The organism is Microbacterium aurugineum, assembly GCF_023101205.1.
GTDB classification, from domain to species: domain Bacteria; phylum Actinomycetota; class Actinomycetes; order Actinomycetales; family Microbacteriaceae; genus Microbacterium; species Microbacterium aurugineum.
In genome coordinates, this window is record NZ_CP078078.1 from 2344589 (window position 1) to 2367521 (window position 22933).

A 22933-nucleotide genomic window follows, 5' to 3' on the forward strand; every position below is an offset into this window, starting at 1 on the left:
CGGGCGCGTGCACCTGTCGGGAGAATGACCGGACGAAGGGGCGAGACCGACGTTTCCGCCCGGCATACGTGCAGTCTCCCGACAGGTGAACACAGGCGCACGTCGATAGCCCGTGCCTGAGGTCAGCCTGCCCTTGCTAGCGCAGAAGGGCGCCGCACTCGTACGGTGAGTGCATGGAGACCCTCCGCCACATCGTGCTGTTCGTCCACCTCATCGGATTCGCCGTGCTCTTCGGCGCCTGGGCGGCGCAGGCGTTCGGGGGCAAGCGCCAGATCACGAAGATCATGGACTACGGCCTCGCCATCGCCGGTGTCGCGGGTCTCGCTCTCGCCGCACCGTGGGGTATCGAGTACGAGCTCAACTACGTCAAGATCGGCGTCAAGCTGGTCGTGCTGCTGATCATCGGTGCCCTGCTCGGCATCGGCTCCGCCCGTCAGAAGCGCGGCGCCGCCGTGCCGCCCGCCGTGTTCTGGCTGATCGGCATCCTGGCGCTCCTGAACGCGGGTCTCGCCGTCATCTGGCGCTGACCGGCTCCTCCTCGTCGGCGAACAGTCGTCGTACGCGCGGCAGCAGCTGCTCGTACCTCCGCCGCACGTCGCCGTACGCGGTCGCCGCCTCGGCATCGACCCCCACCTCCGTCCCCACCGCGACCATCGAGGTCACGGCGGCTTCCCATGTCGGGTGCATCCCCGTGCCGACCGCAGCGCAGATCGCAGCCCCGATCCCCGCCGCGTCCTGCACGAGAGGTACGCGAACGGGCACCCCGTACACCGCAGCGAGGATGCGCAGCATGAGCATTGATCCGCTTCCACCGCCCGTGACCAGCAGACGCCGTCGCCGCCGGCCCAGCGCCCGTCCTGCACGCGAATCCGCTGCCTCGGTCTCGATCGCGAGAGCCTCGAGGATCGCCCGATATATGTGGAACCGTCCCTGAGTGCCGTCGAAACCGACCAGCGCGCCCCGCCGCCAGGGCTCCTCGGCAGGTGCGAGCCAGTCGAGCGCGGCGACGAGCCCCCCGGCGCCGACAGGCACACTCTCGGCACCGCGATTCAGCTCGTCTTCAGTCGTCGCGGCACCGGCGTCCGACAGGAGATCACGGAACCAGCTGACGGTCCACATTCCCCGACGCACACCGCCGCTCTCGTAGAGGTAACGCCCCGGCTCCGACGCGAAATTCGTCCAGACATCGGGATGCGGCGGTAGCGGGCGATCCCCCGGGATCATGGTGGCGACATAAGTGCCGAGCGAGAGCAGCACGTCGCCCTCGTCGCGCAGACCGGCGCCGAGGGCCTCCACGGCCTTGTCGTTCGCGGTCGCGATGACCGGGATCCCCGCCGGGAGTCCGATGATCTCCGCAGCGGACTCCGTCAGAGTCCCCAGGACCTCACCCGGCGCGGCCAACTCGAACAGCATCGACGGCGCCATGCCCGTGCGGGCGTAGTCCTCGGCATCTTCGCTCCACTGCCAGCGCGCCGTGTCGATCGGCCAGACTCCCTGCACGTTACCGGCGGCGTCCCGCCGCTCTCCGGTGAGACGGTGCGCGAGGTAGCCCGAGGACGTCGTGACATAGACCGCATCGTCGACCTCGCGCTCGTAGGCGCGCGGGAGCCGCTCATCCATCCAGCTCATGATCGGCTGAGCGAGGGAGCCGTCAGCGCGCAGCACGGCCCGGCAGAACCGGATCGTGCACAGCCCGATGCCGTGGATCTCGGTAGTGTCTCCCCCGAACTCCGCCATCGCCCCGCGGACGGCAGCGACGATCGAGTCCCAGAGGTCGTCGTCCGGATGCTCCCAGCGGCCCGGCGCCGGCGACGCATACGGCCGCAGCCCGACGCGGGCACTCGCGTGCACGACGCCCAGACCGTCCACGATCAACACCTTGGTACTCTGGGAGCCGTTGTCGATCGCAATGACATAGCCCGTCGCTGGCGTGCTCACGTCCGCGGCCCCGTGTCACCATCGTCCAGCGGGTAGATGGTCCCCCGGTTCATGATCCCATGCGGATCCAGGCCGTCCTTCAGTGTCCGCAGCAACGAATAGGCGCTGCCGTGCTCCTCATGGGTCCACGGCGTCCGATACTTGCCGATACCGTGGTGATGCACCATGGACCCGCCCAGACGCAGGGCCTCTTCGACCACGATCGCGTTGAGCGGCTGATGGTACTCCGTGATCTCCTCGCGCGGCTCGCACGCGATGTCGTAGTCGTACACGAAGTAGAGATTCGTACCCGTCTGGTAACTGTGCGACGAGTGCGCGCCGAGCATCGTGAGATCCGCCGCGCGCGGGAACTCCGTGCGTGCGCGCCGCATCACGGAATCGAAGAGCTGCTCCACGCCCGACCAGTCGATCGACACCTCGGTCGTGTAGCCGAGGTGCGCCTTCTCGAGCATCTCGCGCTTCTCGGCGTCGATCTTGTCCTGTCCCCAGTTGAGGTTCTCGAACCACGCCTCGACCAGCGCGGGGTCGACCGGCTCATGCGGGATGTCAGCGAAGATCTCCTCGACACCTGCCGCAGTCGCGTCCGCGATGCCCCGTGGCCCCTCCGCCACCACCACCACGACAGCCCGGCCGTCCGCGAAGTGCGAGAAGTGCTGCGCGGCATCCTCTTCGGAGTATGCCCGCGCCACCGACGGACGGTAGCCGGCGACGATGATCTGCCGCAGACCGGCGACACCCGCCGGGAGCGAATCGACGAGATATCCGAGGAAACGATTGTTCTCCGGCTGGTACCGGAAGACCTTCACCGTAACCTCGGTGATCATGCAGAGGGCGCCCTCGTTGCCGATCACGATGTGGCGGATGTCGGGCCCGGCAGCCCGGCGCGGCACATTCTTGACCCGCACGACCTCGCCGCCGGGAAGCACCGCCTCGAGCCCCACCACCATGTCCTCGATCCCGCCGTACAGCGTGGAGAACTGGCCGATCGACCGCGTGGCGACCAGCCCGCCCATCTGCGCGAGCGGCTTGGACTGCGGCGAGTGCCCGGTGGTGAGACCCTGTGCCCGCAGCGTGTCCTCGAGCACCTGCAGCGGTACGCCACATTGCGCGGTGACCATCATGTCGACGGGATCGATCTCGAGAATGGCGTCCATCCGCGAGCCGTCGAGGACGATCGAATCCTCCACGATCGTCTCCAGGCCGCCCTCTGTCGCGGTGCGTCCCGTCCGCGGGACGATGTTGATGAGGTTCTCCTGCGCGAACGCAAGGATCGCCGCCACGTCCGCGGTCGAGCGCGCGTAGGCGATCGCCGTGGGAATCGGCCCGTCGAAGATCCCGTGCGCCGACGTGTACTTCTTGAATCGGTCGACGCTCGCCTCGCGTAGCGCCTGAGCGTCGGTCTCGACCTGGTCCGAGCCGAGGATATCCTGCAGCCGGGTGACGATCTCCTCACGAGAGAGCGCCGATCGTGAAGCAACCATGGAATGTGTCCTGTTCGTTGTGGGGGTCGGGTGCCGCGGTCAGCGGACCAGGTAGCCGCCGTCGACGGACAGCACGTGCCCGTTGACGAAGTCGGAAGCGCGGCTGGCGAGGAAGACGGTCGCGCCCATCAGGTCGGCGACGTCCCCCCACCTCCCCGCGGGTGTGTGATCGACGATGCGCTGGTTTGCCGCGGGGTCGGAGCGGGACTCCTCGGTGATCGGTGTGTTGAAGTAGCCGGGAGCGATCGCATTGACCTGGATGCCGTGGCTTCCGAGCTCGTCGGCGTAGGCCTTGGTCAGACCGGCGATGCCGTGCTTGGTCGCCGCGTAGGCCGGAGAGCCCAGACCGCCGAGGAAGGCGAAAAGCGAGGCGATGTTGATGATCTTGCCCGAGCCCTGCGGGATCATGAGCTTCGCCGTCTCGTGCGACATCTCGAAAGCGGCCGTGAGGTTGACGGCGACCATCGGATCCCACAGTTCGCGTCCGAACTCGGTGACGTCGGCGATACGGCTGATTCCGGCGGAGTTGACCAGGATATCGACACCGCCGAGCGCGTCGACGCAGGCATCGAGAACTCGTGCCGGCGCGCCCTCCTCGGTGATGTCGACGCGCTGCTCACGATAGCCGGCAGCGGTCCGCGCGAGGAGCGCAGCGGTCTCGCCGCCGTCGTCGAACAGCGTCGGGACGAAGACGTCGGCTCCCGCCTCGGCGAGCGCGAGCGTGAACGCCTGGCCGAGGCCGGTGTTGCCTCCCGTGACGATCGCACGCTTGCCCCGCAGGGAGAAGTGATCGAGGGAGAAATCAGTGATGTGCACAGGGGCTCCTTCAGGAAGTGCGTCGTTCAGGCGAAGGGGTCGGAGATGCCGATATAGGTCGTCTCGAGGTACTCATCGATCCCTTCGAAACCGCCCTCGCGCCCGATACCCGACTGCTTGACACCGCCGAACGGCGCAGCCGGATTCGAGACGAGTCCGGTGTTGAGGCCGAACATGCCGGTTTCGAGCCGTTCGGCGAGGCGGAGCGCTCGGTTCAGGTCGCGTGTGTAGGCGAAGCACACCAGTCCGTACTCGCTCGCGTTCGCCAGCCGCACCGCCTCGTTCTCGTCGCGGAAGGTCGTGATCGGTGCGACCGGTCCGAAGATCTCCTCCCGCAGGATGCGTGCGTCCTGCGGGACGTCGACGAGCACGGTCGCCGGGTAGAAAAACCCGCGGCCCGACGGGACGCTGCCGCCCAGTGCGACTCGCGCGCCGTCCTCGACCGCGCCGGAGACGAGCTCGGCGACCTTTTCACGGGTCGACTCGTCGACGAGGGGACCGAGCATCGCATCCGGATCCGTTCCTCGCGCGTTCACGTAGCCGGCCATGCGATCGACGAGGCGCGAGGTGAACGCGTCGGCCACACTCTCATGTACGAGGAATCGATTCGCCGCGACGCATGCCTCGCCGCCGTTGCGCAGTTTCGCGAGCAGTGCACCCTCGACGGCAGCGTCGACATCGGCATCCTCGAACACGAGGAACGGCGCGTTGCCGCCGAGCTCCATCGACACCCGCAGCACCTGGTGCGCGGCATCGGCGATCAAGCGACGACCGACGTCGGTCGACCCCGTGAACGACAGCTTACGCAGGCGCGGATCGGTGATGAGCGGCCCGGTGACCGCGCCGGCACGGCTGGTCGAGATGACGTTGACGACCCCATCGGGCACTCCGGCCTCGCGCAGCACTTCGGCGAACAGCAGGGCGGTGAGAGGCGTGAGCGCCGCAGGCTTGAGCACCGAGGTGCACCCGGCGGCGAGCGCGGGAGCGATCTTGCGCGTTGCCATCGCGAGCGGGAAGTTCCAGGGCGTGATGAGCAGGCTCGGTCCGACCGGACGCTTCGCGACCAGAAGCCGGTTTCGACCGTCCGGCGCGGTCGCGTATCGCCCGGAGATGCGCGGGGCCTCCTCCGAGAACCAGCGCAGGAACTCGGCGCCGTAGGCCACCTCGGCCCGTGACTCGGCGAGGGGTTTACCCATCTCGAGTGTCATGACCAGTGCGAAGTCGTCGGCGCGCGCGGTCACGAGTTCGAAGGCGCGGCGCAGGATCTCACCGCGGACGCGCGGCGCCGTATCCGCCCAGCCGGCTTGGGCCGCCACCGCCGCATCGAGGGCTGCCATGCCGTCCTCCGCTGTCGCGTCGGCGACTTCGGCGAGCACCTCGCCGGTCGACGGATCGTGCACCTCGAAGGTGCGACCGGAGCTGGCGGAGCGCCATTCCCCGCCGATCAGCAGACAGGTAGGCACCGAGGCGATGACCTCGGTCTCGCGAAGGGCGGTCATGCGGCCACCTCCCGACGCAGATCGCGGCCGAGGAGCTCCTCGTACAAGCGCACCGGGGCCATCTCCCCCGCACGGTCCCCGTAGCTCGCGCGGGCGCGTCGGAAGATCTGCTCGACGAGCGAGGACAGTTCCACGGGCATGCCCACAGAGCGGGCGAGGTCGACCGAGAGTCCCAGGTCCTTGCAGGCGAGGGCGATCGCGAAGCCCTCGTCGTAGTCCCCGTGGTCGAGGATCGACAGCACGTCACGCGAGACGAACGTGCTGTTGGCCGGGCTCGCGATGAGCGCATCCCGCAGGACGCCGAGATCGACTCCTGCCGCGACACCGACCGACAGCACCTCGGCGGTCGCGACCAGGTGCGAGAACCACAACTGATTGATCATGAGCTTCACCGCGTATCCGGCGCCGTGTCGTCCCACGTGGAGGATCCGCTCGGGATCTCCCATCGCCTCGAAGACGGGACGCAAGCGCTCGACGTCCTCCGCCTCGCCACCCACGAAGATCTGCAGCATGCCGTTCGCCGCCCCCACCGACATCCCGCTCACGGGCGCGTCGAGCAGGTGCAGGTCTCGCCCGGTGGTCGCCGCGCGAACGCCGTCGAGCACGTCTGGCACCGAGGTGGACATGTCGATCCAGGTACCGCCGTCCGGAAGCCCGGCGACCAGTCCGTCCGGCCCCGAGGCCACGGCCTCGACGTGTTTCGGCGTTGGCAGCATCGTGATCACCAGGTCGCTGGACGCTGCGACGTCACGAGGCGTGTCCGCCCAGCGAGCGCCGCCGGCGAGCAACTCGGACGCCGACTCGCGCCGGAGGTCGGTGACCACGAGCGGGAAACCGGCCGCCTGAAGGTTTCGGGTCATGCCGGAGCCCATGTTGCCGAGGCCGATGAACCCGACGGTGGGCCGGGTCTCGGTGTGTGCGGGGTCGAGCACAGGGGTGGGGGAACTCATAGGTCGTGCGTTTCCTTCGAGACGGGGGCGGCGGAGGTGAAGAAGGGGTTGCGGGGCTCGTGCCGCACGGCCAGGACCTCGTCGAGGTCGGGCAGCCCGGCGGCACCGTTGGCGAGAGCGGTGCGGATCGCCTCGCGATTGTTCCGATAGACGGCCTCGGCATCATCGGCCGCGGGATTCACCCACACGGCCGCGATGAGCGCGTGCGTGTCCGCGGCCTCACGGGGGATCGTGCCGTCGGCGACTGCATCCGCGACGCCGGACGCGACACCCGCCTGCGCAGGGCCCCAGATGAGGAGCCCGTGCTCCTCGCTCGCCGGGGCGGCCTTGGTGACGAACAGCGTCATCGGCTTGACCGGGAGGGACGGGCGGAGCACCGCCACGAAGGGCACGTGCCCCTGGCTGGGGCCGGCGAGGGCCGTGGCCCACGCCGTACCCGCCGGGCCTTCACGATGGCCGAGCACCGTGTTGATGTGCGCCGCGTTCGCGCCGTCCCCGACGAAGCTCTCACCGAGCTGAAGGGTCGAGACCATCAGATGAGCCCCTGATCTTCGAGCCAGTCGATCGCGATGTCTTCCGGGTCCTCCCCGTCGACGTCGGCCTTGGCGTTGAGCTCCTGCATAACCTCGGTGGTCAGTAGTGGGCTCAGCTTCGCCAGCACATCGGCGATCGCCGGATAGTCGTCCAGCGTGCTCTGCTTGAGCGTGAAGCCGCCCTGGTAGCTCGGGAAGAACTCCTTGTCATCGGCCATGACCACCAGATCGAGCGCCGGGATGCGACCATCGGTCTGGAACACCTCGCCGAAGTTGCAGTCATCGCCCTTCTGGGTCGCGGTGTAGATGACGCCGGTGTCCAGCATCGTGACGTTGGCGTCGGGTGCGTCGAACCCGTAGGCCGCCTTGAGACCGGGCCAGCCGTCGTCCCGCGTGGAGAACTCGCTCTCGATACAGAACGTCTGATCAGCGCTCGGGAGCTTCGCCACATCACTGAGAGTCTTCACACCCAGCTCGTCGGCCTCGCTCTGACGGATCGCGAAGGCATAGGTGTTGTTGAACGGGGCGGGGTCGAGCCACGCGATGCCGTTCACGGCGTCGGCCTCCTTGACCGCCTCGAACTGCGCCTCAGCGCCCTGCACCGGCGCGGTGTTGCCGTTGTAGGTGATCCAGGAGGTGCCGGTGTACTCCCAGTAGCCGAGGAACTGGTCGTTCTCGAGCGCCTGGCGCACATTGGCGGATCCGACCAGCTTGGTGTTGGCCTCGACGTCGGCGCCGTGTGCGTTGAGCAACTCGGCCGTCATGTAAGCGAGGATGTACTGCTCGGAGAAGTCCTTGGAGCCGATCTCTCCGGTGAGACCGTTGAGCTCGTCGCCCTGGGCGCCGGAGCCACCGCCGGAGCTGGAAGTGCAGCCGGTAAGGAGCAGGGCGCCGGCGGCGAGTGCGGCGAACGAAGCGGATGCGATGGTGCGGGTTTTCATTGCGGTTCCTTTCGGGAAGGGAGCGATGGAGGTCAGAGACCCTTGGGGCGCACGATGTCCTCCACGACACCGGCCGCCCAGTCGATGAGCACGGCGATCGCGGCGACCAGGACCGCGCCAACGACGAGAACGGGATAGCGCTGCAGCTTGAGGCCGTTGATGATCATGTCGCCGAGACCGCCGGCATTGATGAACGTCGCGACCGTGGCCACTCCGACGGCGAAGACGAGGGCCGTCCGAAGCCCCGCGAGGATCACGGGTGAGGCGAGCGGAAGCTCGACCCGGCACAGCACCTGGGATGAGGTCATGCCCATGCCCCGAGCCGATTCGCGGATGTTCGGATCGACCTGCGCGAGCCCGGTAATCGTGTTCTGCAGCACGGGCAGGAAGGAATAGATGACGAGGGCGAGGAGAGCTGTCGTGAATCCGGTCTGCCAGACGATCGCGAGCAGGATCACGACCCCGATCGCCGGAGTGGCCTGCCCGATGTTGGCGATGCCGATCACGATGCCGCGGAAGACCTTCGAGCGCGATCGGCTCACGGCGATGCCGGCCGGGATGGCGAGCACGGCGACGAGGACGGAGGCGATGATCGAGAGCACGAGGTGCTCGCCGATCCGCGACGTGATGTAGCCGGCGTTGAGGGTGCGCCGTTCGATCGAGTCGAGCTCCAGGCTGGTGACCCACGCGTAGGTGAGCAGCAGCACGACGGCGACGACGATCAGCGGCATCGTTCGGCGCAGCAGCACGGGCATCCCCCGGCGCTGCACGTTCTGGGTCTGCACCACCGTGGTCGCCGAAGGGACCACCTGCGGGCCGGTCATGCTCAGGCCTCCTCGGCACGGCGTGCGGGCCCTTCGGCCCCGAGCGCCGCAGAGATCGCCGCCTGATCGATCGAGCCGACGGCGGTCCCACTACGCGTCACGTTGACGCGCGGGGCGCCGGTGACGACGAGCGTGTCGAGGGCCTCCCGCAGGGAGGCGTGCTCATCGACGGACGCCGCGGGTGCTGCGGTGTCCACCGCCCCGATACGGGCATCGGTCACGGGGATGAGGGCGAGCCGCTTGAGCGCGGCACCCTCTCCGATGAACGAGCGCACGTAGTCGTTGGCGGGTTCCGCGAGGATGCGCGCCGGGGTGTCGAACTGCTCGATCCGGCTGCGATCGCTGAGCACCGCGATGCGGTCCCCCATCCGGATGGCCTCTTCGAAGTCGTGCGTGACGAAGATGATGGTCTTGCCGATGTCCGCCTGCAGCCGGAGGAACTCGGCCTGCAGCTTCTCGCGTGTGATCGGATCGGTGGCCCCGAAAGGCTCGTCCATGAGCATGACGGGAGGGTCGGCGGCGAGCGCCCTGGCCACGCCGACACGCTGCTGCTGACCGCCGGACAGCTGACGCGGGTAGCGCTGCGCGAACGTGCCAGGGTCGAGCTGGACGGTACGCAGGAGCTCATCGACGCGATCGGCGATCCGCGACTTCGACCACCCGAGGAGCTTCGGCACGATCGCGATGTTCTCCGCGATCGTGAAGTGCGGAAACAGACCGATCTGTTGGATGACGTATCCGATGTGCCGGCGCAGCTCGTTGCCATCCAGTGACAGCACGTCGTCGCCGTTGATGCGGATGGAACCGGAGGTGGGTTCGATGATGCGGTTGATCATCTTCATGGTCGTGGTCTTGCCGCAGCCGCTGGGACCGACGAACATGATCAGCTCGCCCGGTTCCACGCGCATCGAGAAGTCCTCGACGGCCGGCACCTGCTGCCCCGGGTACTGCTTCGTGATGTGGTCGAGCACGATGTCGGCCCCGCCCTGCTGGGCCGCGAGCGAGGAGAGAACGCCGGTGTTCGTAGTGATGTCAGGCACGGAGACCCCTTGAAGTGGTAAGGCGGGCGACGAGCACGAGGATGCCGTCAAGGATGAGAGCGAGGAGGATCACGACGACGGTGCCGGTGAGGGCGTAGTTGAGCGCGTTCTTCGAGCCGAGCGAGCTCAGCCCCTTGAAGATGTACTCGCCCAGTCCGGGACCGGCGACGTAAGCGGCGATCGCCGCGATGCCGACGGTGAGCTGGGCTGCCACGCGGATTCCGGTCATGATGACCGGCCACGCGATCGGGAGCTGAACCGTGAAGAGGATGCGGGTCGGCCCGAGGCCCATGCCGCGCGCCGATTCGAGCACTGCGACGGGGACTTCGCGGAGCCCCACGACGGTGTTCCGAACCACCGGGAGCAAAGAGTAAAAGACCAGTGCTACGACGGTGGGAAGCCAGCCGAGACCGAGCACTGGGCTCAGGAGAGCGAGGAGGGCGAGCGAAGGGATCGTGATAGCGACCGCTGCGGCGGTGAGGACGCTGGTCCGGGCGACACGGCGGTCGCGGACCAGGATACCGAGACCCATTCCGATGATCGCCGCCAAGACGACCGAGATGATGACGACGACGAGGTGATCGCGGGTGAGTTCGAGGATGTCGTCCGCACGACGTGTGAGGAAGGCCATGAGGTCTTCCCAGTTGAATCCGGACAAGGGGGCTCCTGTCTCGTCGCTGAGGCCGGTACCGGGTATGAGATTCACCGTAGCTTGCGTAACCATTTCGTCAAATAGAGTTGTCTATATGGCAACTATTGACGCTAAACTCCCGTTGTGACCACCACGACACCCTCAGCCCCCCGGCGCAACTCCTCCGGCCTCGGGCGCGACATCGAGATCCTCGAACTCCTCGGCGGAGACGACGCTCTTCGATCGGGCGGACTCGGCGTGTCCCAAGTCGCCCAGGCGACCGGACGTGACAAGGCCGTCGTCTCCCGTACGCTCGCGACCCTCGCCGAGACGGGGCTCGTGGAGCGCGACGAGGAGACGCTGCGGTATCTCCTCGGGCCTCGGCTGTACGCCCTCGCCGCGCACACCGCCACCTCCACGCTCGTGCACGCCTCGCGCAGCATCCTCCGCCGCCTCGTGCAGTCAACGCGCGAGACCAGCCACCTCTGCGTGCTGCGCGGCGGCAACGTGCTGACCCTGCTGAGCGAACTCAGTCCGCACGACGTACGCACGACGGGCTGGGCCGGCACGACGACGGCTGCCTGGCGCACCCCATCGGGCCGCGCGCTGCTGAGCGACTGGGACGACGAGTCCCTCGCCCGCTGGTACGACGACCACGGACAGGACCAGCCGCTCGTGGGGCGCTTCGACCAGGCGGATCCGTTCGGATTTCCCGTGCTCGACGCTCCCCCACCGGGAAACTCGCCCGTGGCCGACCTCGACAGCCTGCACGCCGAGCTCGCCCGCATCCGCGAACAGGGCTACGCCCTCTCCGACGAGGAACTCGAGTTCGGAGTCGTCGCAGCGTCCGCACCCATCGTCGACTTCACGGGTCGCATCGTCGCCGCCGTGAATGTGAGCGCGCCGAAGGCCCGCATCGGTCCCCGTCTCGACGCACTGGGAGCCCTCGTCTCCCGCGCCGCGCGCGAGCTCTCCTCCCGCCTGGGGGCGAGCTGACCGGCTTCTCTCCTCAGCGCTTCCGCGGAGGTGCCGTGCTCGCGCGCACGATGAGTTCGCAGCTCACGAGCGGCGTCTGCTGACGTCCGGTGCCGTCGAGCTCGGCGAGCAGCGCGTCCACCGCGAGAGCTCCCACGCGTTCCGGATGCTGCTGCACGGTGGTCAGGGGCGGCCACAGCTGTGCAGCGTCGGGCAGGCCGTCGAAACCGACGATGCTGACGTCGCCCGGCACCTCGCGGCCGACCTCGCGAAAGGCCCTCAGCACGCCGATCGCCATCTGGTCGTTCGCGGCGAAGACGGCGGTGACCTCGCCGCGCTCGCGCAGTTCGACACCGGCTTCGTAACCCGACGCGGCGGACCAGTCCCCCGGCAGCGGCTCCGGCACGCGACGCCCGTGCTGCTCCAGCGTCTCCCTCCAGGCCTCCCTGCGTCGCTCCGCGGAGTAGGAACGGGCGGGACCGGCGACGTGCCAGACGGTCTCATGCCCGAGTTCGAGCAGGTGCTCGGTCGCCAAGCGGGCACCCTGCGCCTGATCCGTGTCGACGAACGGATGGGTCTCGCCGCGGTTCGAGTCGACGAACACGACGGGGAGGGCCTCGGGGATCTCGATGTCGGCCTCGTCGAGCTGGTGCGCCTCGATCACGATGATGATGCCGTCAACGGCATGCTCTTCGAGCCTCCGGAACGCACCGGCCACGGTCTCACCGGCACTCGACTCCACCGGGATGAGGGTGAGGGCATAGCCGAGCTGGGCGGCGCGCACCGCGATCGCGTCGAGCGTGCGCTGATTTCCGTACGAGCTGAACGAGAACATCACGACGCCGATGGTGCGGAAGCGTCCTGATCGCAGAGCACGCGCCGCGCTGTTGGGCCGGTAGCCGAGACGATGCATCGCGGCTTCGACGCGCTCACGGGTGGTCGCACCGACGTAGCCCCGGGCGTTCACGACGCGGGACACGGTCTGCCCTGAGACTCCGGCCTCCCGGGCGACGTCCTCCATGGAGGGCTCACGACGACGCGTCGACGTCTCGGTCGGATGCTCTGGGCTCACGATCACCCATCCCCTCATGTGTTGACGTTGACACACTAGCAGTCCATCGAATATGTTGACGTTGACACACGGCGCAGCAAGCGCCCGGATCGTAAGAAGGACTCGTCGATGACGACTGAAATCCCCGCACCCCTGGGCGCCCCCGGCGTCCGACGGCGCGACAGGCGCGACTGGAAGGGCTGGTCCTTCGTCGGCCCGTTCATGGTCGTGTTCGCCCTGGTGTTCCTGACACCGCTCGCCTACGCGCTGTATCTCAGCTTCTTCCAGGAGAAGCTGATCGGCGGAACCGCCTTCGTCGGCCTGGACAACTACGTCCGCGCGCTCACCGACCCGCAGTTCTGGGAGGCGTTCGGCCGCGTGCTCCTCTTCCTGGTGGTGCAGGTGCCGATCATGCTCCTCCTCGCGCTCGGCGCCGCCCTCGCCCTGGACAGCGCACGCCTGCGCGGAGCGTCGTTCTTCCGCATCCTGATCTTCCTCCCCTACGCGGTTCCCGCCGTCGTCGCGGTCCTCATGTGGGGCTACATCTACGGCGACCAGTTCGGCCTCACCAGCAACATCAACGACTTCCTCGGCATCGACGCGATCACGCCGTTCGCCAAGGAATGGATGCTCGTCTCGATCGGCAACATCGTCACCTGGGAGTTCGTCGGCTACAACATGCTGATCTTCTACTCCTCGCTCAAGACGATCCCGACCGACATGTACGAGGCGGCCGCCCTGGACGGCGCGGGCGCCTGGCGCACGATCTTCTCCATCAAGATCCCCTCCGTGCGCGGGGCGCTCGTGATCGCGACGATCTTCTCGATCATCGGCAGCTTCCAGCTGTTCAACGAGCCCAACATCCTGCGCCCGCTGGCTCCGAACGTGATCACCACGTTCTTCACCCCGAACATGTACGCGTACAACCTGTCGTTCGCCGGTCAGCAGTTCAACTACGCCGCGACGATCGCCATCATCATGGGCGTGATCACGGCCGTCATCGCCTACGTCGTGCAGCTGCGCGGCTCGACATCGGAGGTGCGCTGACATGGCACTCCCCCTCGCCCGCCCCTCGCGCCGACGCGACGATCCGCTGAAGCCCCGCAAGTCCAACACGCTGCTGATCGTGATGGTCATCTACGCGCTGTACACGCTCGTCCCGCTGGTGTGGCTGCTCTTCAGCTCGACCAAGACGCAAGCCGGACTCTTCAGCTCCTTCGGCCTCTGGTTCGCCGACGACTTCGCGTTCTTCGACAACCTCGTCGCCACGTTCTCCTACCGCGACGGCATCTTCCTCCGCTGGCTGGGCAACACCCTGCTCTACGTGGTGGTCGGCGCCGGCGGTGCGACACTGCTCGCCACGATGGCCGGCTACGGACTCGCGAAGTTCCGCTTCCCCGGGCGGCGCGCGGTGTTCGCCGTGGTCCTCGGCGCCGTGGCGGTGCCGGGTACGGCACTGGCCGTGCCGACCTTCCTGCTCTTCAGCGAGCTCGGGCTCACGAACACGCCCTGGGCCGTGATCATCCCCTCGCTCATCAGCCCGTTCGGGCTGTACCTGATCTGGGTGTTCGCCTCCGAATCGGTGCCGACCGAACTCCTCGAGGCCGCACGCATCGACGGAGCCGGCGAGTTCCGGACGTTCTTCACGATCTCGATGCGGCTTCTCGCCCCGGGCATCGTCACGGTCGCGCTCTTCACGGTCGTCGCCACCTGGAACAACTACTTCCTGCCGCTGATCATGCTGTCGGACCCCGCCTGGTACCCCCTGACCGTCGGCCTGAACCAATGGAGCGCTCAGGCCATCGGCGCGGGATCCCAGCCGATCTACAACCTCGTGATCATGGGCTCGCTCCTCACGATCATCCCGATCGTCATCGCCTTCCTGCTGCTGCAGCGCTTCTGGCAGTCAGGTCTCACCGCGGGAAGCGTCAAGCAATAGCTCCCCGCATCTTCTGCAACACCCCCGCGATCCGATGCTGGACCGCACCTCCCGAAAGGACACAGCAATGAAGCACCTTCCCTCACCGACCCGGCGCAGCCTCGCCGTGCTCGCCGCCGGAACCGTGGCAGCACTGGCGCTGGCCGGCTGCAGCACCGGTGGCACGAACGACTCCGGTTCCGGCACCGATGCGGGCTCCGGCTCCTTCGACGCCGTCGAAGCCGCCCTCGAGAAGGGCGGCGAGATCACGTACTGGTCCTGGACCCCGTCCGCCGAGGCGCAGGTCGAGGCCTTCCAGAAGGAGTACCCGAACGTCACCGTCAATCTGGTCAACGCCGGGACGAACAACGAGGAGTACACCAAGCTGCAGAACGCGATCAAGGCGGGCTCCGGCGCCCCCGACGTCGTGCAGATCGAGTACTACGCCTTCCCGCAGTTCGCCCTCACCGACGCCTTCGCCGACCTCTCGGCCTACGGGTTCGCCGACTTCGAGGACGACTACACCGCCTCGACCTGGAACTCCGTCACGAACGGCGACGCGATCTACGGTCTGCCGCAGGACTCCGGCCCCATGGCCCTGTTCTACAACAAGACCGTGTTCGACGCCGCGGGTGTCCCGGTGCCTACCACGTGGGACGAGTACTACGAGGCCGCCAAGAAGATCCACGCGGCGAACCCCGACGCGTACATCACCAACGACGCCGGGGACGCGGGCTTCGCGACCTCGATGATCTGGCAGGCCGGCGGAAAGCCGTTTGAGACCTCGGGCACCGACGTCACGATCGACCTGCAGGACGCGGGCTCGAAGAAGTGGACCGAGAACTGGAACCGCCTCGTCGAGGAGGACCTGATCGCGCCCTACGGCAGCTGGAGCGACGAGTGGTTCCGTGCCCTCGGCGACGGCAGCCTCGCCAGCCTCGTGATCGGCGCCTGGATGCCCGGAAACCTCATCTCGGGCGCACCCGACGGCGCAGGCGACTGGCGCGTCGCGCCCATGCCGACGTATGACGGCACCCCGGCGAGCGCGGAGAACGGCGGTGGCGGCCAGGCCGTCACGACGCAGAGCGAGAACCCTGAGCTGGCGGCCGGCTTCCTGTGGTGGTTGAACAACTCCGAGGAGAGCATCTCGATCTTCCTCGAGAGCGGCGGGTTCCCGTCCACGACCGCCGAGCTGTCCAGCGAGGAGTTCCTCTCCGACGCTCCCGAGTACTTCGGCGGCCAGAAGATCAACGAGGTACTCGCCGCCGCGGCCGATGACGTCGTCGAAGGGTGGAGCTACCTGCCCTACCAGGTGTACGCGAACAGCATCTTCGGCGACACCGTCGGCCAGTCGTACCAGAACGGCACCGATCTGAACGACGGCTTGACCGCCTGGCAGGACGCGCTGGTCGAGTACGGCAACGCGCAGGGCTTCACCGTCAACAAGTAATACCCGCGAGCTGTGCCGGTCCCGGATCCCCCGTCACGGGATCGGCACAGCTCGCCTCATCGAAAGCACCACGACTCGTGACCTCCTTCTCCCTCGGTGACACCGACTTCCTCCGCGACGGACGACCGCACCAGGTCATCTCCGGCGCGATCCACTACTTCCGCGTGCACCCGGACCAGTGGCAGGACCGCATCCGCAAAGCCCGGCTGATGGGGTTGAACACGATCGAGACGTACGTGGCCTGGAACGCGCACGAACCGCGACGCGGCGAGTGGGACGCGAGCGGGTGGAACGATCTCGGGCGCTTCCTCGACCTGATCCACGCGGAGGGTCTGGACGCGATCGTCCGCCCCGGTCCGTACATCTGCGCGGAGTGGCACAACGGCGGGCTGCCGGTCTGGCTCACCGGTGGCACGGGTGGGCTGCGTTCCTCGGCGCCGGAGTACCTCGTGGAGGTGAGCGCGTACCTCCGCCGCGTGTACGACATCGTCGCACCGCGCCAGATCGATCGCGGCGGTCCGGTCGTGCTCGTGCAGATCGAGAACGAGTACGGAGCCTACGGCTCGGACGCGGCGTATCTCGAGACACTGGTCACGGTCACCCGCGAGGCCGGGATCACGGTGCCGCTGACGACCGTCGACCAGCCGGTCGACCGGATGCTGTCGAACGGGAGCCTCCCCGGGCTGCACAAGACCGGGTCCTTCGGCTCGCGCAGCACCGAGCGCCTCGCGACGCTGCGCCGGCATCAGCCCACCGGCCCCCTGATGTGCTCGGAGTTCTGGGACGGATGGTTCGACTGGTGGGGCGGCGTGCACCACACGACGGACGTCGCGACCACGGCCGCCGACCTGGATGCGCTCCTGGCCGCCGGTGCCTCGGTCAACATCTACATGTTCCACGGCGGCACGAACTTCGCACTCACGAACGGCGCGAACGACAAGGGACGCTATCTGCCGCTCGTGACCTCCTACGACTACGACGCCCCGCTCGACGAGGCGGGCAACCCGACGGAGAAGTTCTTCGCCTTCCGCGACGTGATCGCGCGCCATGCGCCCGTGCCGGACGAGCTGCCCGCGAGCGCGGCCCCCGCCCCCGCGCTCGAGGTCCCCCTCGTCGCCGGTGGTGCCTGGACGACGACCGCGGGATCGGCGGAACCGACGGCCCACCCCGAGACCTTCGATGCGCTCGGACACCAGAGCGCGTTGATGCGCTACGACGTCGACCTCCCCCACGGCAACGGCGGGGTGCTCCTCGTCGACGAACTCCGGGACTTGGGCTGGGTCAGCGTCGACGGGCGCGCGGTCGGCACGATCTCCCGCACCCGCCACGACCGCGCGATCCGGATCCCCGGTGGCCGCACCCTGAGCATCCTGGTGGAGGACCAGGGGCGGGTGAACTACGACCACCGGCTCGGCGAGGAGAAGGGACTCATCGGGGCGGTCACCCTCGACGGGGCACCGCTGAGCGGATGGCGCTCCACGCCGTTGGACGTCGCCGCCATCGCCGCGGGGATCGGGAGGGACGCTGTCTCGGACGCCGAGGCAACGACTGCCGGGGACGGTCCGACCGCATGGACCGCCGAGTTCGAGCTGGATGCCCGCGCCGATCTCTTCCTCGAAACCGCGAGCTGGAGCAAGGGCTACGCGTTCGTGAACGGGTTCTTCCTCGGCCGCTACTGGCGCAACGGACCGCAACGCACGCTCTACGTGCCCGCCCCCGCCACCGTCGCCGGGACGAATCGCCTCGTCGTCCTGGAGCTCGAGCAGCTTATCGAGCGCCGGGCCGCTTTCGTCCCCTCACCGTCGCTCGGCGCCACGGAGGAGTGACCCTCGAATCGCGCAGACGGCTGCATCCGGTACGCAGATGCAGCCGTCTGCGCGACTCGAACGGGTCGCGGCGCACACAGGCAACACTCAGGAAGGCGTAAACTCGCCCAGGTCCCCGGCAGACCGGGGCTGATCGGAGAAGCGTCATGAGTACTGCCACTGCGCCCGCGAATCCCCGCTCGCGCGTCATCACCGCGAGCCTGGTCGGCACCACGATCGAGTTCTACGACTTCTACGCGTATGCCACGGCGGCCGTGCTCGTCTTCCCGGTGCTGTTCTTCCCCACGGGCAACGACACCACCTCGCTCCTCTCCTCGTTCGCGGTCTTCGGCGCCGCGATGGTGGCCCGCCCGATCGGCGCCGTGGTCTTCGGGCACTTCGGCGACAGGTTCGGCCGCAAGGCCACGCTGGTGGCGTCGCTGCTGACGATGGGCATCGCGACCTTCGTGATCGGGCTGCTGCCGACCTTCCAGCAGATCGGCTGGTGGGCGGCGCTCCTGCTGCTCATCCTGCGTCTCGCGCAGGGCTTCGCGCTCGGCGGCGAGTGGTCCGGCGCGGCGCTGGTGGCCACGGAGAACGCCCCGAAGGGCAAGCGCGCCTGGTACGGCACCTTCCCTCAGCTGGGCGCCCCGCTCGGCTTCATCATCGCCAACTTCCTCTTCCTCACGATCAACTGGCTGCTGCCGCACTCCGAGAACCCGGCCCTGAAGTCCGAGGCGTTCCTGGCGTGGGGCTGGCGCATCCCGTTCCTGTTCTCCGCGGTGATGGTCATCATCGGCCTGTGGGTGCGGCTCAAGCTCGTCGAATCCGACACCTTCAAGAAGGCCGAGACGAAGGGCGCGATCCGCAAGCTCCCCCTCGCGACCGTGTTCCGTCACCACTGGAAGCAGCTCATCCTCGGCACGTTCATCATGTTGGCGACGTATGTGCTCTTCTACCTGATGACCAACTTCACGCTCGCGTACGGCACCAAGCCCGCGTCGCTGGAGACCGCCTCGGCCGCGGCGAAGGCAGCAGCGGAGGCGACCGGTGCCTCCTTCGACCCGAGCGAATTCGCGGCGCAGTTCTACCCGGGGCTCGGCTTCGGATACACCGACTTCGTGCTGATGCAGATCATCGGCGTGGTGTTCTTCGGCATCTTCACGCTCCTGTCCGGCCCGATCGCCGATGCGGTGGGCCGCAGGAAGCTGCTGCTGTGGGTGACCGGGGCGATCATCGTCTTCGGCTTCACCTTCAACACGTTCCTCCTCCCCGCCGTCGACCCGAAGTTCACCGGTGCGCTCGCCCAGGCGTTCCTCGTGTTCGGGTTCCTGCTGATGGGGGCCACGTTCGGCCCGATGGGCGCGCTGCTGCCGGAGCTCTTCCCGACCAACGTGCGCTACACGGGCTCGGCGATCGCCTACAACGTGTCCTCCATCCTCGGTGCGGCCGTGGCCCCGTTGATCGCCCTGTGGCTGTGGGCGCTCGGCGACGGCGCCCCGTGGCTGGTCGGCCTGTACCTGTCGGCCATGGGCGTGCTGACGTTCATCGCGCTGCTGTTGAGCCCGGAGACGAAGGACCATGACTACGACGGCGACCTCGGCGTCGCCGCCGCCGTCGAGCTCTGATCAGTACGCGGCGGTGATCGTGCGCGCAGCGCCGTCCACGATCATCGTCCCGCCGTAGGGCAGGATCCACTGCGGTCGGGTGTGCCCGAACGGCGGGCCGACGCAGATGACGGCGTCGGGGTTGTAGTGCGTCACGACGTCGATCACTGCATCCCGCTGCGCCGCACGCAGCGCTGCAGCCTCGGCGGGAGACGGGTGGTATTCGAAGTCACTCACGGGCGGGCGGGCGACGACCACGGCTGCCGCAGCCGCGAGGATGCCGCGCTCCCCCAGTCCGCGCAACCACCGGGCCACCCAGCCCGCGGACGGCCGCTCCTCACTGGTCTCGAGCAGCAGGACAACTCCTTCCAGGTCCGTCGCGCGCGGCAGCCGGTCGGCGAAGGCCAGGCCGTCGATCACCTCGAGGCAGCCGCCCCAGGTCACGCCTTCCACCCGTGATGCGGGCCCTGCCCAGGCCCACGGCTCGGTCGGGACGCGGTCGCCGAACTCGAGGAGCGCCCGGGGGTCGTGCCACCGTCGCCCGACGTCTTCCGACTCACCCGGCTCGGTGATGTCGAGCACACCACCGGTCAGGAGCAGGGCACGCAGGGAGCGCAGGTGGATGTCGTCGACGAACGGTCCGGGCCCGAGATGCACGGCGGTCGAGCCGCCGTAGTAGCCCCGAACCCCGAGGCCCCAGAGCCAGTTGAGGATGTTCGTGTTGTCGCTGTACCCGACGAACGGCTTGGGGTCGGCCACGGGCAGCGCCGGGTCGAGGTGCGGGACGACGAGGAGCTGGTCGTCTCCGCCGATCGTGGCGAGGATCGCGCGGATGCTCGGGTCGGCGAACGCCGCGTTCACGTCGGCGGCGCGGGCCTGTGGACTCGCGCCGAGCTCACGCGTGGTCGGGTACTCGATCGGGATCAGCCCCGTGAGGTCCTCGAGCCGGTGCATCGCCTGCGCGTGCAGGTCCGGCGCGACGGCCGGAGCGGCGAATGACGGGGAGAGGACCGCGACACGGTCCCCCGGGGTGAGGCGGGGTGCGGACAGCATCCGCCCAGTCTGACACGTCAACAGATATTGACAGCGCGCGCAGCGTCAACGAGGATTGACGCAGGAGGACATCATGACAATGCCGACTGCGATCGCACAGGACGACGGAAGCGAGCCGCTGGCCGCCCTGCACAGACTCGCCGAGCTGCGCACGGAGATCGCCCGCGCCGAGGAGGCCAACGTGCGCCGCGCACGGAACCTCGGATACTCCTGGCAGGCGATCGCCAGCGCCCTCGGCGTGAGCAAGCAGGCCGCGCATCGGCGATTCGGCCGCTCCTGATCCGCATACAGCCCCTCCATAGGATTCGTCCACGCACGAAGTACGGTCGAAGTACCATCTCCAGATAGAGGTCCCGCATGTCCGGTTCGGCGACAGCACGCCGCCGCGGACGGGGCGCGCAGCCCGACGGCCCGCGCGCCACCTTCCGCCAGCTCCTCCCCTTCCTGTTCGAGCACAAGCGCACGCTGATCGTGGTCGCGGTGCTCAGCGTCGTCGGCGCCGCGACCTCGCTCGTGCAACCCCTGCTCGTGGGGCAGGTCATCGAAGCGGTGCAGTCCGATGCCGGGATCGGGATCCTCGTGTGGCTGCTGGTCGGGTTCGTGATCGTGTCGTCGATCATCTCCGGTTTCCAGCACTATCTGCTGCAGCGCACGGGAACCGCGGTCGTGTACTCGAGCCGGCGCAAGCTCATCGCGCGCATCCTGCATCTGCCCACCTCCGAGTTCGACGCCCGCCGGACCGGCGACCTCGTCTCGCGCGTGGGCACCGACACGACTCTGCTCTACGCCGTCCTCACCCAGGGGCTCGCGGACGCCGTCGGCAGTGCCGTCCTGTTCCTGGGCGCCCTGATCGCGATGCTCGTGATCGACCCCGTGCTGCTGCTGATGATCGTGCTCGTGATCGGCCTCTCGGTCACGGTCGTCGTGCTGCTGAGCGGCCGGATCCGCACGGCCTCGACCGCCCAGCAGATGAAGGTCGGCGAGCTGGCGTCCGGCGTGGAGCGGGCGATCGGCTCGATCCGCACCATCCGCGCCTCGGGAGCTACTGAGCGCGAAGCGGACACCGTCACGACGCTCGCCTCCGAGACCTACGGCATCGGCGTGCGCATCGCCAAGATCTCCTCGCTGGTGGTCCCGGTCTCCGGCATCGCCCTGCAGCTCTCGCTTCTGGTGGTCCTCGGCGTGGGCGGGTTCCGCGTCGCCGCCGGTGCCATCACGATCGCGTCGCTGATCTCGTTCATCATGTTCCTCTTCCTGCTCGTGATGCCGTTGGCGACCACTTTCGGGGCGATCACCTCGGTGAACCAAGCGCTCGGCGCGCTCGGGCGCATCCAGGAAGTGCTCGATCTTCCCACCGAGTCGCAGGACGACGAGAAGATCGCCGCCTCGTTGCCGCGTGAGGCCGCAGCGGCGGATGCCCCGGCGATCGAGTTCCGTGACGTGCGCTTCCACTACCCCGCGAACGTGGTGGCCGCCCGCCAGGCGGCGGCGAAGGAGGCGCGATCCCTGCTCGCGGACGCCCACCTGGAATCCACCGAAGATGCTGCCGACGCCCCGCAGGACCACGAGGTGCTCCGCGGCGTGTCGTTCGCCGTCCCGCACGGCTCCCGCGTCGCCCTGGTCGGGCCCAGTGGCGCGGGCAAGAGCACGATCCTGTCGCTGATCGAGCGGTTCTACGACCCGACCGGAGGGTCGATCCGCGTGCACGGCCATGATGCCCGCACCTACCCGCGCGACGACCTGCGCGCCCACTTCGGCTACGTCGAGCAGGACGCGCCGACGCTGGCGGGCACGCTGGCCGAGAATCTGCGACTCGCGTCCCCCAACGCGACCGATGCCGACTGCGAACGCGTGCTGCGCGCCGTGAACCTGGGCGATGTGCTCGAACGCAATCCGCTCGGCATCGAGGCCCCCGTGGGCGAGGACGGCGTGATGCTGTCGGGCGGCGAGCGTCAGCGCCTCGCGATCGCCCGCGCACTGCTCACGGACGCCCCGATCCTGTTGCTCGACGAGTCGACATCCTCCCTCGACGGCGTGAACGAGCAACGGATGCGCGAGGCCATCGACGCCGTGTCCACCGACCGCACGCTCATCGTGATCGCGCACCGCCTCTCGACAGTGGTGGACAGCGACCTGATCGTGGTGCTGCAGGATGGCGTCGTGGTCGGCCAGGGAACGCATGCGGAGCTCGTGGAGTCGACGCCCCTCTACCGCGACCTCGCCCGCCACCAGCTGCTCGCCTGACGGGCACCCCGCCCCGACCCCGGGTCCGTCTCCACGCCCAGCGCCGACACCCCCGTCCAGCGTCCACGCCCCCGTCCATCGTCCACACCCCCGTCTCCTGGCGTCCCTGCGGAGGGGTGTGGACGAGCAGGAGGGGCGTCGACGAGCAGGAGGTGTGTCGACGAGCAGGAGGGGCGT

21 protein-coding genes are annotated in these 22933 nt (G+C 68.2%); 9 read left to right on the forward strand and 12 right to left on the reverse strand.

Annotation, left to right across the window (positions count from 1 at the left end; all coding sequences use genetic code 11):
• Positions 1 to 173: 173 nt before the first annotated feature.
• Complete coding sequence (locus KV397_RS11360; RefSeq protein ID WP_047523176.1) at positions 174 to 527, forward strand: hypothetical protein; 354 nt, start codon at positions 174 to 176, stop codon at positions 525 to 527.
• Here KV397_RS11360 and KV397_RS11365 read toward each other — a convergent pair.
• From KV397_RS11365 to KV397_RS11410, 10 genes are read right to left on the reverse strand one after another with little or no spacing between them, the layout of a single operon-like run.
• Complete coding sequence (locus KV397_RS11365) at positions 514 to 1938, reverse strand: FGGY family carbohydrate kinase (RefSeq protein ID WP_248569613.1); 1425 nt, start codon at positions 1936 to 1938, stop codon at positions 514 to 516. The genes KV397_RS11360 and KV397_RS11365 overlap by 14 nt on opposite strands.
• Positions 1935 to 3419, reverse strand: coding sequence for an FAD-binding oxidoreductase (locus tag KV397_RS11370; RefSeq protein WP_131493446.1), 1485 nt, complete (start codon positions 3417 to 3419; stop codon positions 1935 to 1937). Before KV397_RS11370 ends, KV397_RS11365 begins: the two co-directional genes overlap by 4 nt.
• A 39-nt stretch (positions 3420 to 3458) precedes the next feature.
• Positions 3459 to 4235, reverse strand: coding sequence for an SDR family oxidoreductase (locus tag KV397_RS11375; RefSeq protein WP_131493444.1), 777 nt, complete (start codon positions 4233 to 4235; stop codon positions 3459 to 3461).
• 26 nt (positions 4236 to 4261) lie between these two features.
• The gene (locus KV397_RS11380; RefSeq protein ID WP_131493442.1) at positions 4262 to 5734 is read right to left on the reverse strand and encodes an NAD-dependent succinate-semialdehyde dehydrogenase; all 1473 of its coding nucleotides are present in this window, start codon (positions 5732 to 5734) and stop codon (positions 4262 to 4264) included.
• Complete coding sequence (locus tag KV397_RS11385) at positions 5731 to 6684, reverse strand: NAD(P)-dependent oxidoreductase (protein WP_131493440.1); 954 nt, start codon at positions 6682 to 6684, stop codon at positions 5731 to 5733. Before KV397_RS11385 ends, KV397_RS11380 begins: the two co-directional genes overlap by 4 nt.
• Complete coding sequence (gene fae, locus KV397_RS11390) at positions 6681 to 7217, reverse strand: formaldehyde-activating enzyme (protein WP_131493438.1); 537 nt, start codon at positions 7215 to 7217, stop codon at positions 6681 to 6683. Before fae ends, KV397_RS11385 begins: the two co-directional genes overlap by 4 nt.
• Complete coding sequence (locus KV397_RS11395; protein WP_131493437.1) at positions 7217 to 8158, reverse strand: glycine betaine ABC transporter substrate-binding protein; 942 nt, start codon at positions 8156 to 8158, stop codon at positions 7217 to 7219. The genes fae and KV397_RS11395 overlap by 1 nt, the downstream gene beginning before the upstream one ends.
• A gap of 32 nt (positions 8159 to 8190) precedes the next feature.
• The gene (locus KV397_RS11400; RefSeq protein ID WP_248569614.1) at positions 8191 to 8982 is read right to left on the reverse strand and encodes an ABC transporter permease; all 792 of its coding nucleotides are present in this window, start codon (positions 8980 to 8982) and stop codon (positions 8191 to 8193) included.
• Positions 8983 to 8984: 2 nt separating this feature from the next.
• Positions 8985 to 10022 carry an ABC transporter ATP-binding protein gene (locus KV397_RS11405; protein WP_131493433.1) on the reverse strand — a complete coding sequence of 346 codons (1038 nt, stop codon included), beginning with the start codon at positions 10020 to 10022 and terminating at the stop codon, positions 8985 to 8987.
• Positions 10015 to 10728, reverse strand: a complete 714-nt coding sequence (locus KV397_RS11410; protein ID WP_131493431.1) for an ABC transporter permease — start codon at positions 10726 to 10728, stop codon at positions 10015 to 10017. The genes KV397_RS11405 and KV397_RS11410 overlap by 8 nt, the downstream gene beginning before the upstream one ends.
• Positions 10729 to 10797: 69 nt before the next feature.
• Here KV397_RS11410 and KV397_RS11415 point away from each other — a divergent pair, with 69 nt between their 5' ends.
• Positions 10798 to 11649 (forward strand): IclR family transcriptional regulator, encoded by an 852-nt coding sequence (locus KV397_RS11415; protein ID WP_131493429.1) that lies wholly within the window; start codon positions 10798 to 10800, stop codon positions 11647 to 11649.
• Between the two features lie 13 nt (positions 11650 to 11662).
• Here the strand turns inward: KV397_RS11415 and KV397_RS11420 are convergent, their stop codons facing one another.
• Entirely contained in the window at positions 11663 to 12649 is a 987-nt protein-coding gene (locus KV397_RS11420; protein ID WP_131493510.1) for a LacI family DNA-binding transcriptional regulator, read from the reverse strand.
• Positions 12650 to 12808: 159 nt separating this feature from the next.
• On the opposite strand from KV397_RS11420, the gene KV397_RS11425 reads away from it, so the two are divergent.
• The 5 genes from KV397_RS11425 to KV397_RS11445 all read left to right on the forward strand — a co-directional run bounded on the left by KV397_RS11425 (position 12809) and on the right by KV397_RS11445 (position 19480).
• The gene (locus KV397_RS11425; RefSeq protein WP_261811301.1) at positions 12809 to 13726 is read left to right on the forward strand and encodes a carbohydrate ABC transporter permease; all 918 of its coding nucleotides are present in this window, start codon (positions 12809 to 12811) and stop codon (positions 13724 to 13726) included.
• A gap of 1 nt (position 13727) precedes the next feature.
• Positions 13728 to 14618 (forward strand): carbohydrate ABC transporter permease, encoded by an 891-nt coding sequence (locus tag KV397_RS11430; RefSeq protein ID WP_052193637.1) that lies wholly within the window; start codon positions 13728 to 13730, stop codon positions 14616 to 14618.
• Positions 14619 to 14685: 67 nt separating this feature from the next.
• Entirely contained in the window at positions 14686 to 16047 is a 1362-nt protein-coding gene (locus KV397_RS11435; RefSeq protein WP_261811302.1) for an ABC transporter substrate-binding protein, read from the forward strand.
• Positions 16048 to 16124: 77 nt separating this feature from the next.
• The gene (locus KV397_RS11440) at positions 16125 to 17873 is read left to right on the forward strand and encodes a glycoside hydrolase family 35 protein (protein ID WP_261811303.1); all 1749 of its coding nucleotides are present in this window, start codon (positions 16125 to 16127) and stop codon (positions 17871 to 17873) included.
• A 146-nt stretch (positions 17874 to 18019) separates the two neighbouring features.
• Positions 18020 to 19480: an MFS transporter gene (locus KV397_RS11445; protein ID WP_248569616.1), complete on the forward strand. Its 1461-nt coding sequence runs from the start codon at positions 18020 to 18022 to the stop codon at positions 19478 to 19480.
• On the opposite strand, the gene KV397_RS11450 is transcribed toward KV397_RS11445, so the two are convergent.
• Positions 19481 to 20512 (reverse strand): LD-carboxypeptidase, encoded by a 1032-nt coding sequence (locus tag KV397_RS11450; protein ID WP_261811304.1) that lies wholly within the window; start codon positions 20510 to 20512, stop codon positions 19481 to 19483.
• A 73-nt stretch (positions 20513 to 20585) separates the two neighbouring features.
• On the opposite strand from KV397_RS11450, the gene KV397_RS11455 reads away from it, so the two are divergent.
• Positions 20586 to 20792 carry a hypothetical protein gene (locus KV397_RS11455; protein ID WP_047523260.1) on the forward strand — a complete coding sequence of 69 codons (207 nt, stop codon included), beginning with the start codon at positions 20586 to 20588 and terminating at the stop codon, positions 20790 to 20792.
• 77 nt (positions 20793 to 20869) lie between these two features.
• Positions 20870 to 22756, forward strand: a complete 1887-nt coding sequence (locus tag KV397_RS11460) for an ABC transporter ATP-binding protein (RefSeq protein ID WP_261811305.1) — start codon at positions 20870 to 20872, stop codon at positions 22754 to 22756.
• The last annotated feature ends 177 nt before the right edge of the window (positions 22757 to 22933 follow it).

Bases quoted from the DNA above. Each gene is read 5' to 3' on its own strand.
- KV397_RS11445 (WP_248569616.1), top strand. From the start codon at position 18,020: ATGAGTACTGCCACTGCGCCCGCGAATCCCCGCTCGCGCGTCATCACC.
- KV397_RS11380 (WP_131493442.1), bottom strand. From the start codon at position 5,734: ATGACCGCCCTTCGCGAGACCGAGGTCATCGCCTCGGTGCCTACCTGT.
- KV397_RS11360 (WP_047523176.1), top strand. From the start codon at position 174: ATGGAGACCCTCCGCCACATCGTGCTGTTCGTCCACCTCATCGGATTC.
- KV397_RS11435 (WP_261811302.1), top strand. From the start codon at position 14,686: ATGAAGCACCTTCCCTCACCGACCCGGCGCAGCCTCGCCGTGCTCGCC.
- KV397_RS11450 (WP_261811304.1), bottom strand. From the start codon at position 20,512: ATGCTGTCCGCACCCCGCCTCACCCCGGGGGACCGTGTCGCGGTCCTC.
- KV397_RS11455 (WP_047523260.1), top strand. From the start codon at position 20,586: ATGACAATGCCGACTGCGATCGCACAGGACGACGGAAGCGAGCCGCTG.
- KV397_RS11460 (WP_261811305.1), top strand. From the start codon at position 20,870: ATGTCCGGTTCGGCGACAGCACGCCGCCGCGGACGGGGCGCGCAGCCC.
- KV397_RS11370 (WP_131493446.1), bottom strand. From the start codon at position 3,419: ATGGTTGCTTCACGATCGGCGCTCTCTCGTGAGGAGATCGTCACCCGG.
- fae (WP_131493438.1), bottom strand. From the start codon at position 7,217: ATGGTCTCGACCCTTCAGCTCGGTGAGAGCTTCGTCGGGGACGGCGCG.
- KV397_RS11420 (WP_131493510.1), bottom strand. From the start codon at position 12,649: ATGGAGGACGTCGCCCGGGAGGCCGGAGTCTCAGGGCAGACCGTGTCC.
- KV397_RS11395 (WP_131493437.1), bottom strand. From the start codon at position 8,158: ATGAAAACCCGCACCATCGCATCCGCTTCGTTCGCCGCACTCGCCGCC.
- KV397_RS11400 (WP_248569614.1), bottom strand. From the start codon at position 8,982: ATGACCGGCCCGCAGGTGGTCCCTTCGGCGACCACGGTGGTGCAGACC.
- KV397_RS11385 (WP_131493440.1), bottom strand. From the start codon at position 6,684: ATGAGTTCCCCCACCCCTGTGCTCGACCCCGCACACACCGAGACCCGG.
- KV397_RS11425 (WP_261811301.1), top strand. From the start codon at position 12,809: ATGACGACTGAAATCCCCGCACCCCTGGGCGCCCCCGGCGTCCGACGG.
- KV397_RS11430 (WP_052193637.1), top strand. From the start codon at position 13,728: ATGGCACTCCCCCTCGCCCGCCCCTCGCGCCGACGCGACGATCCGCTG.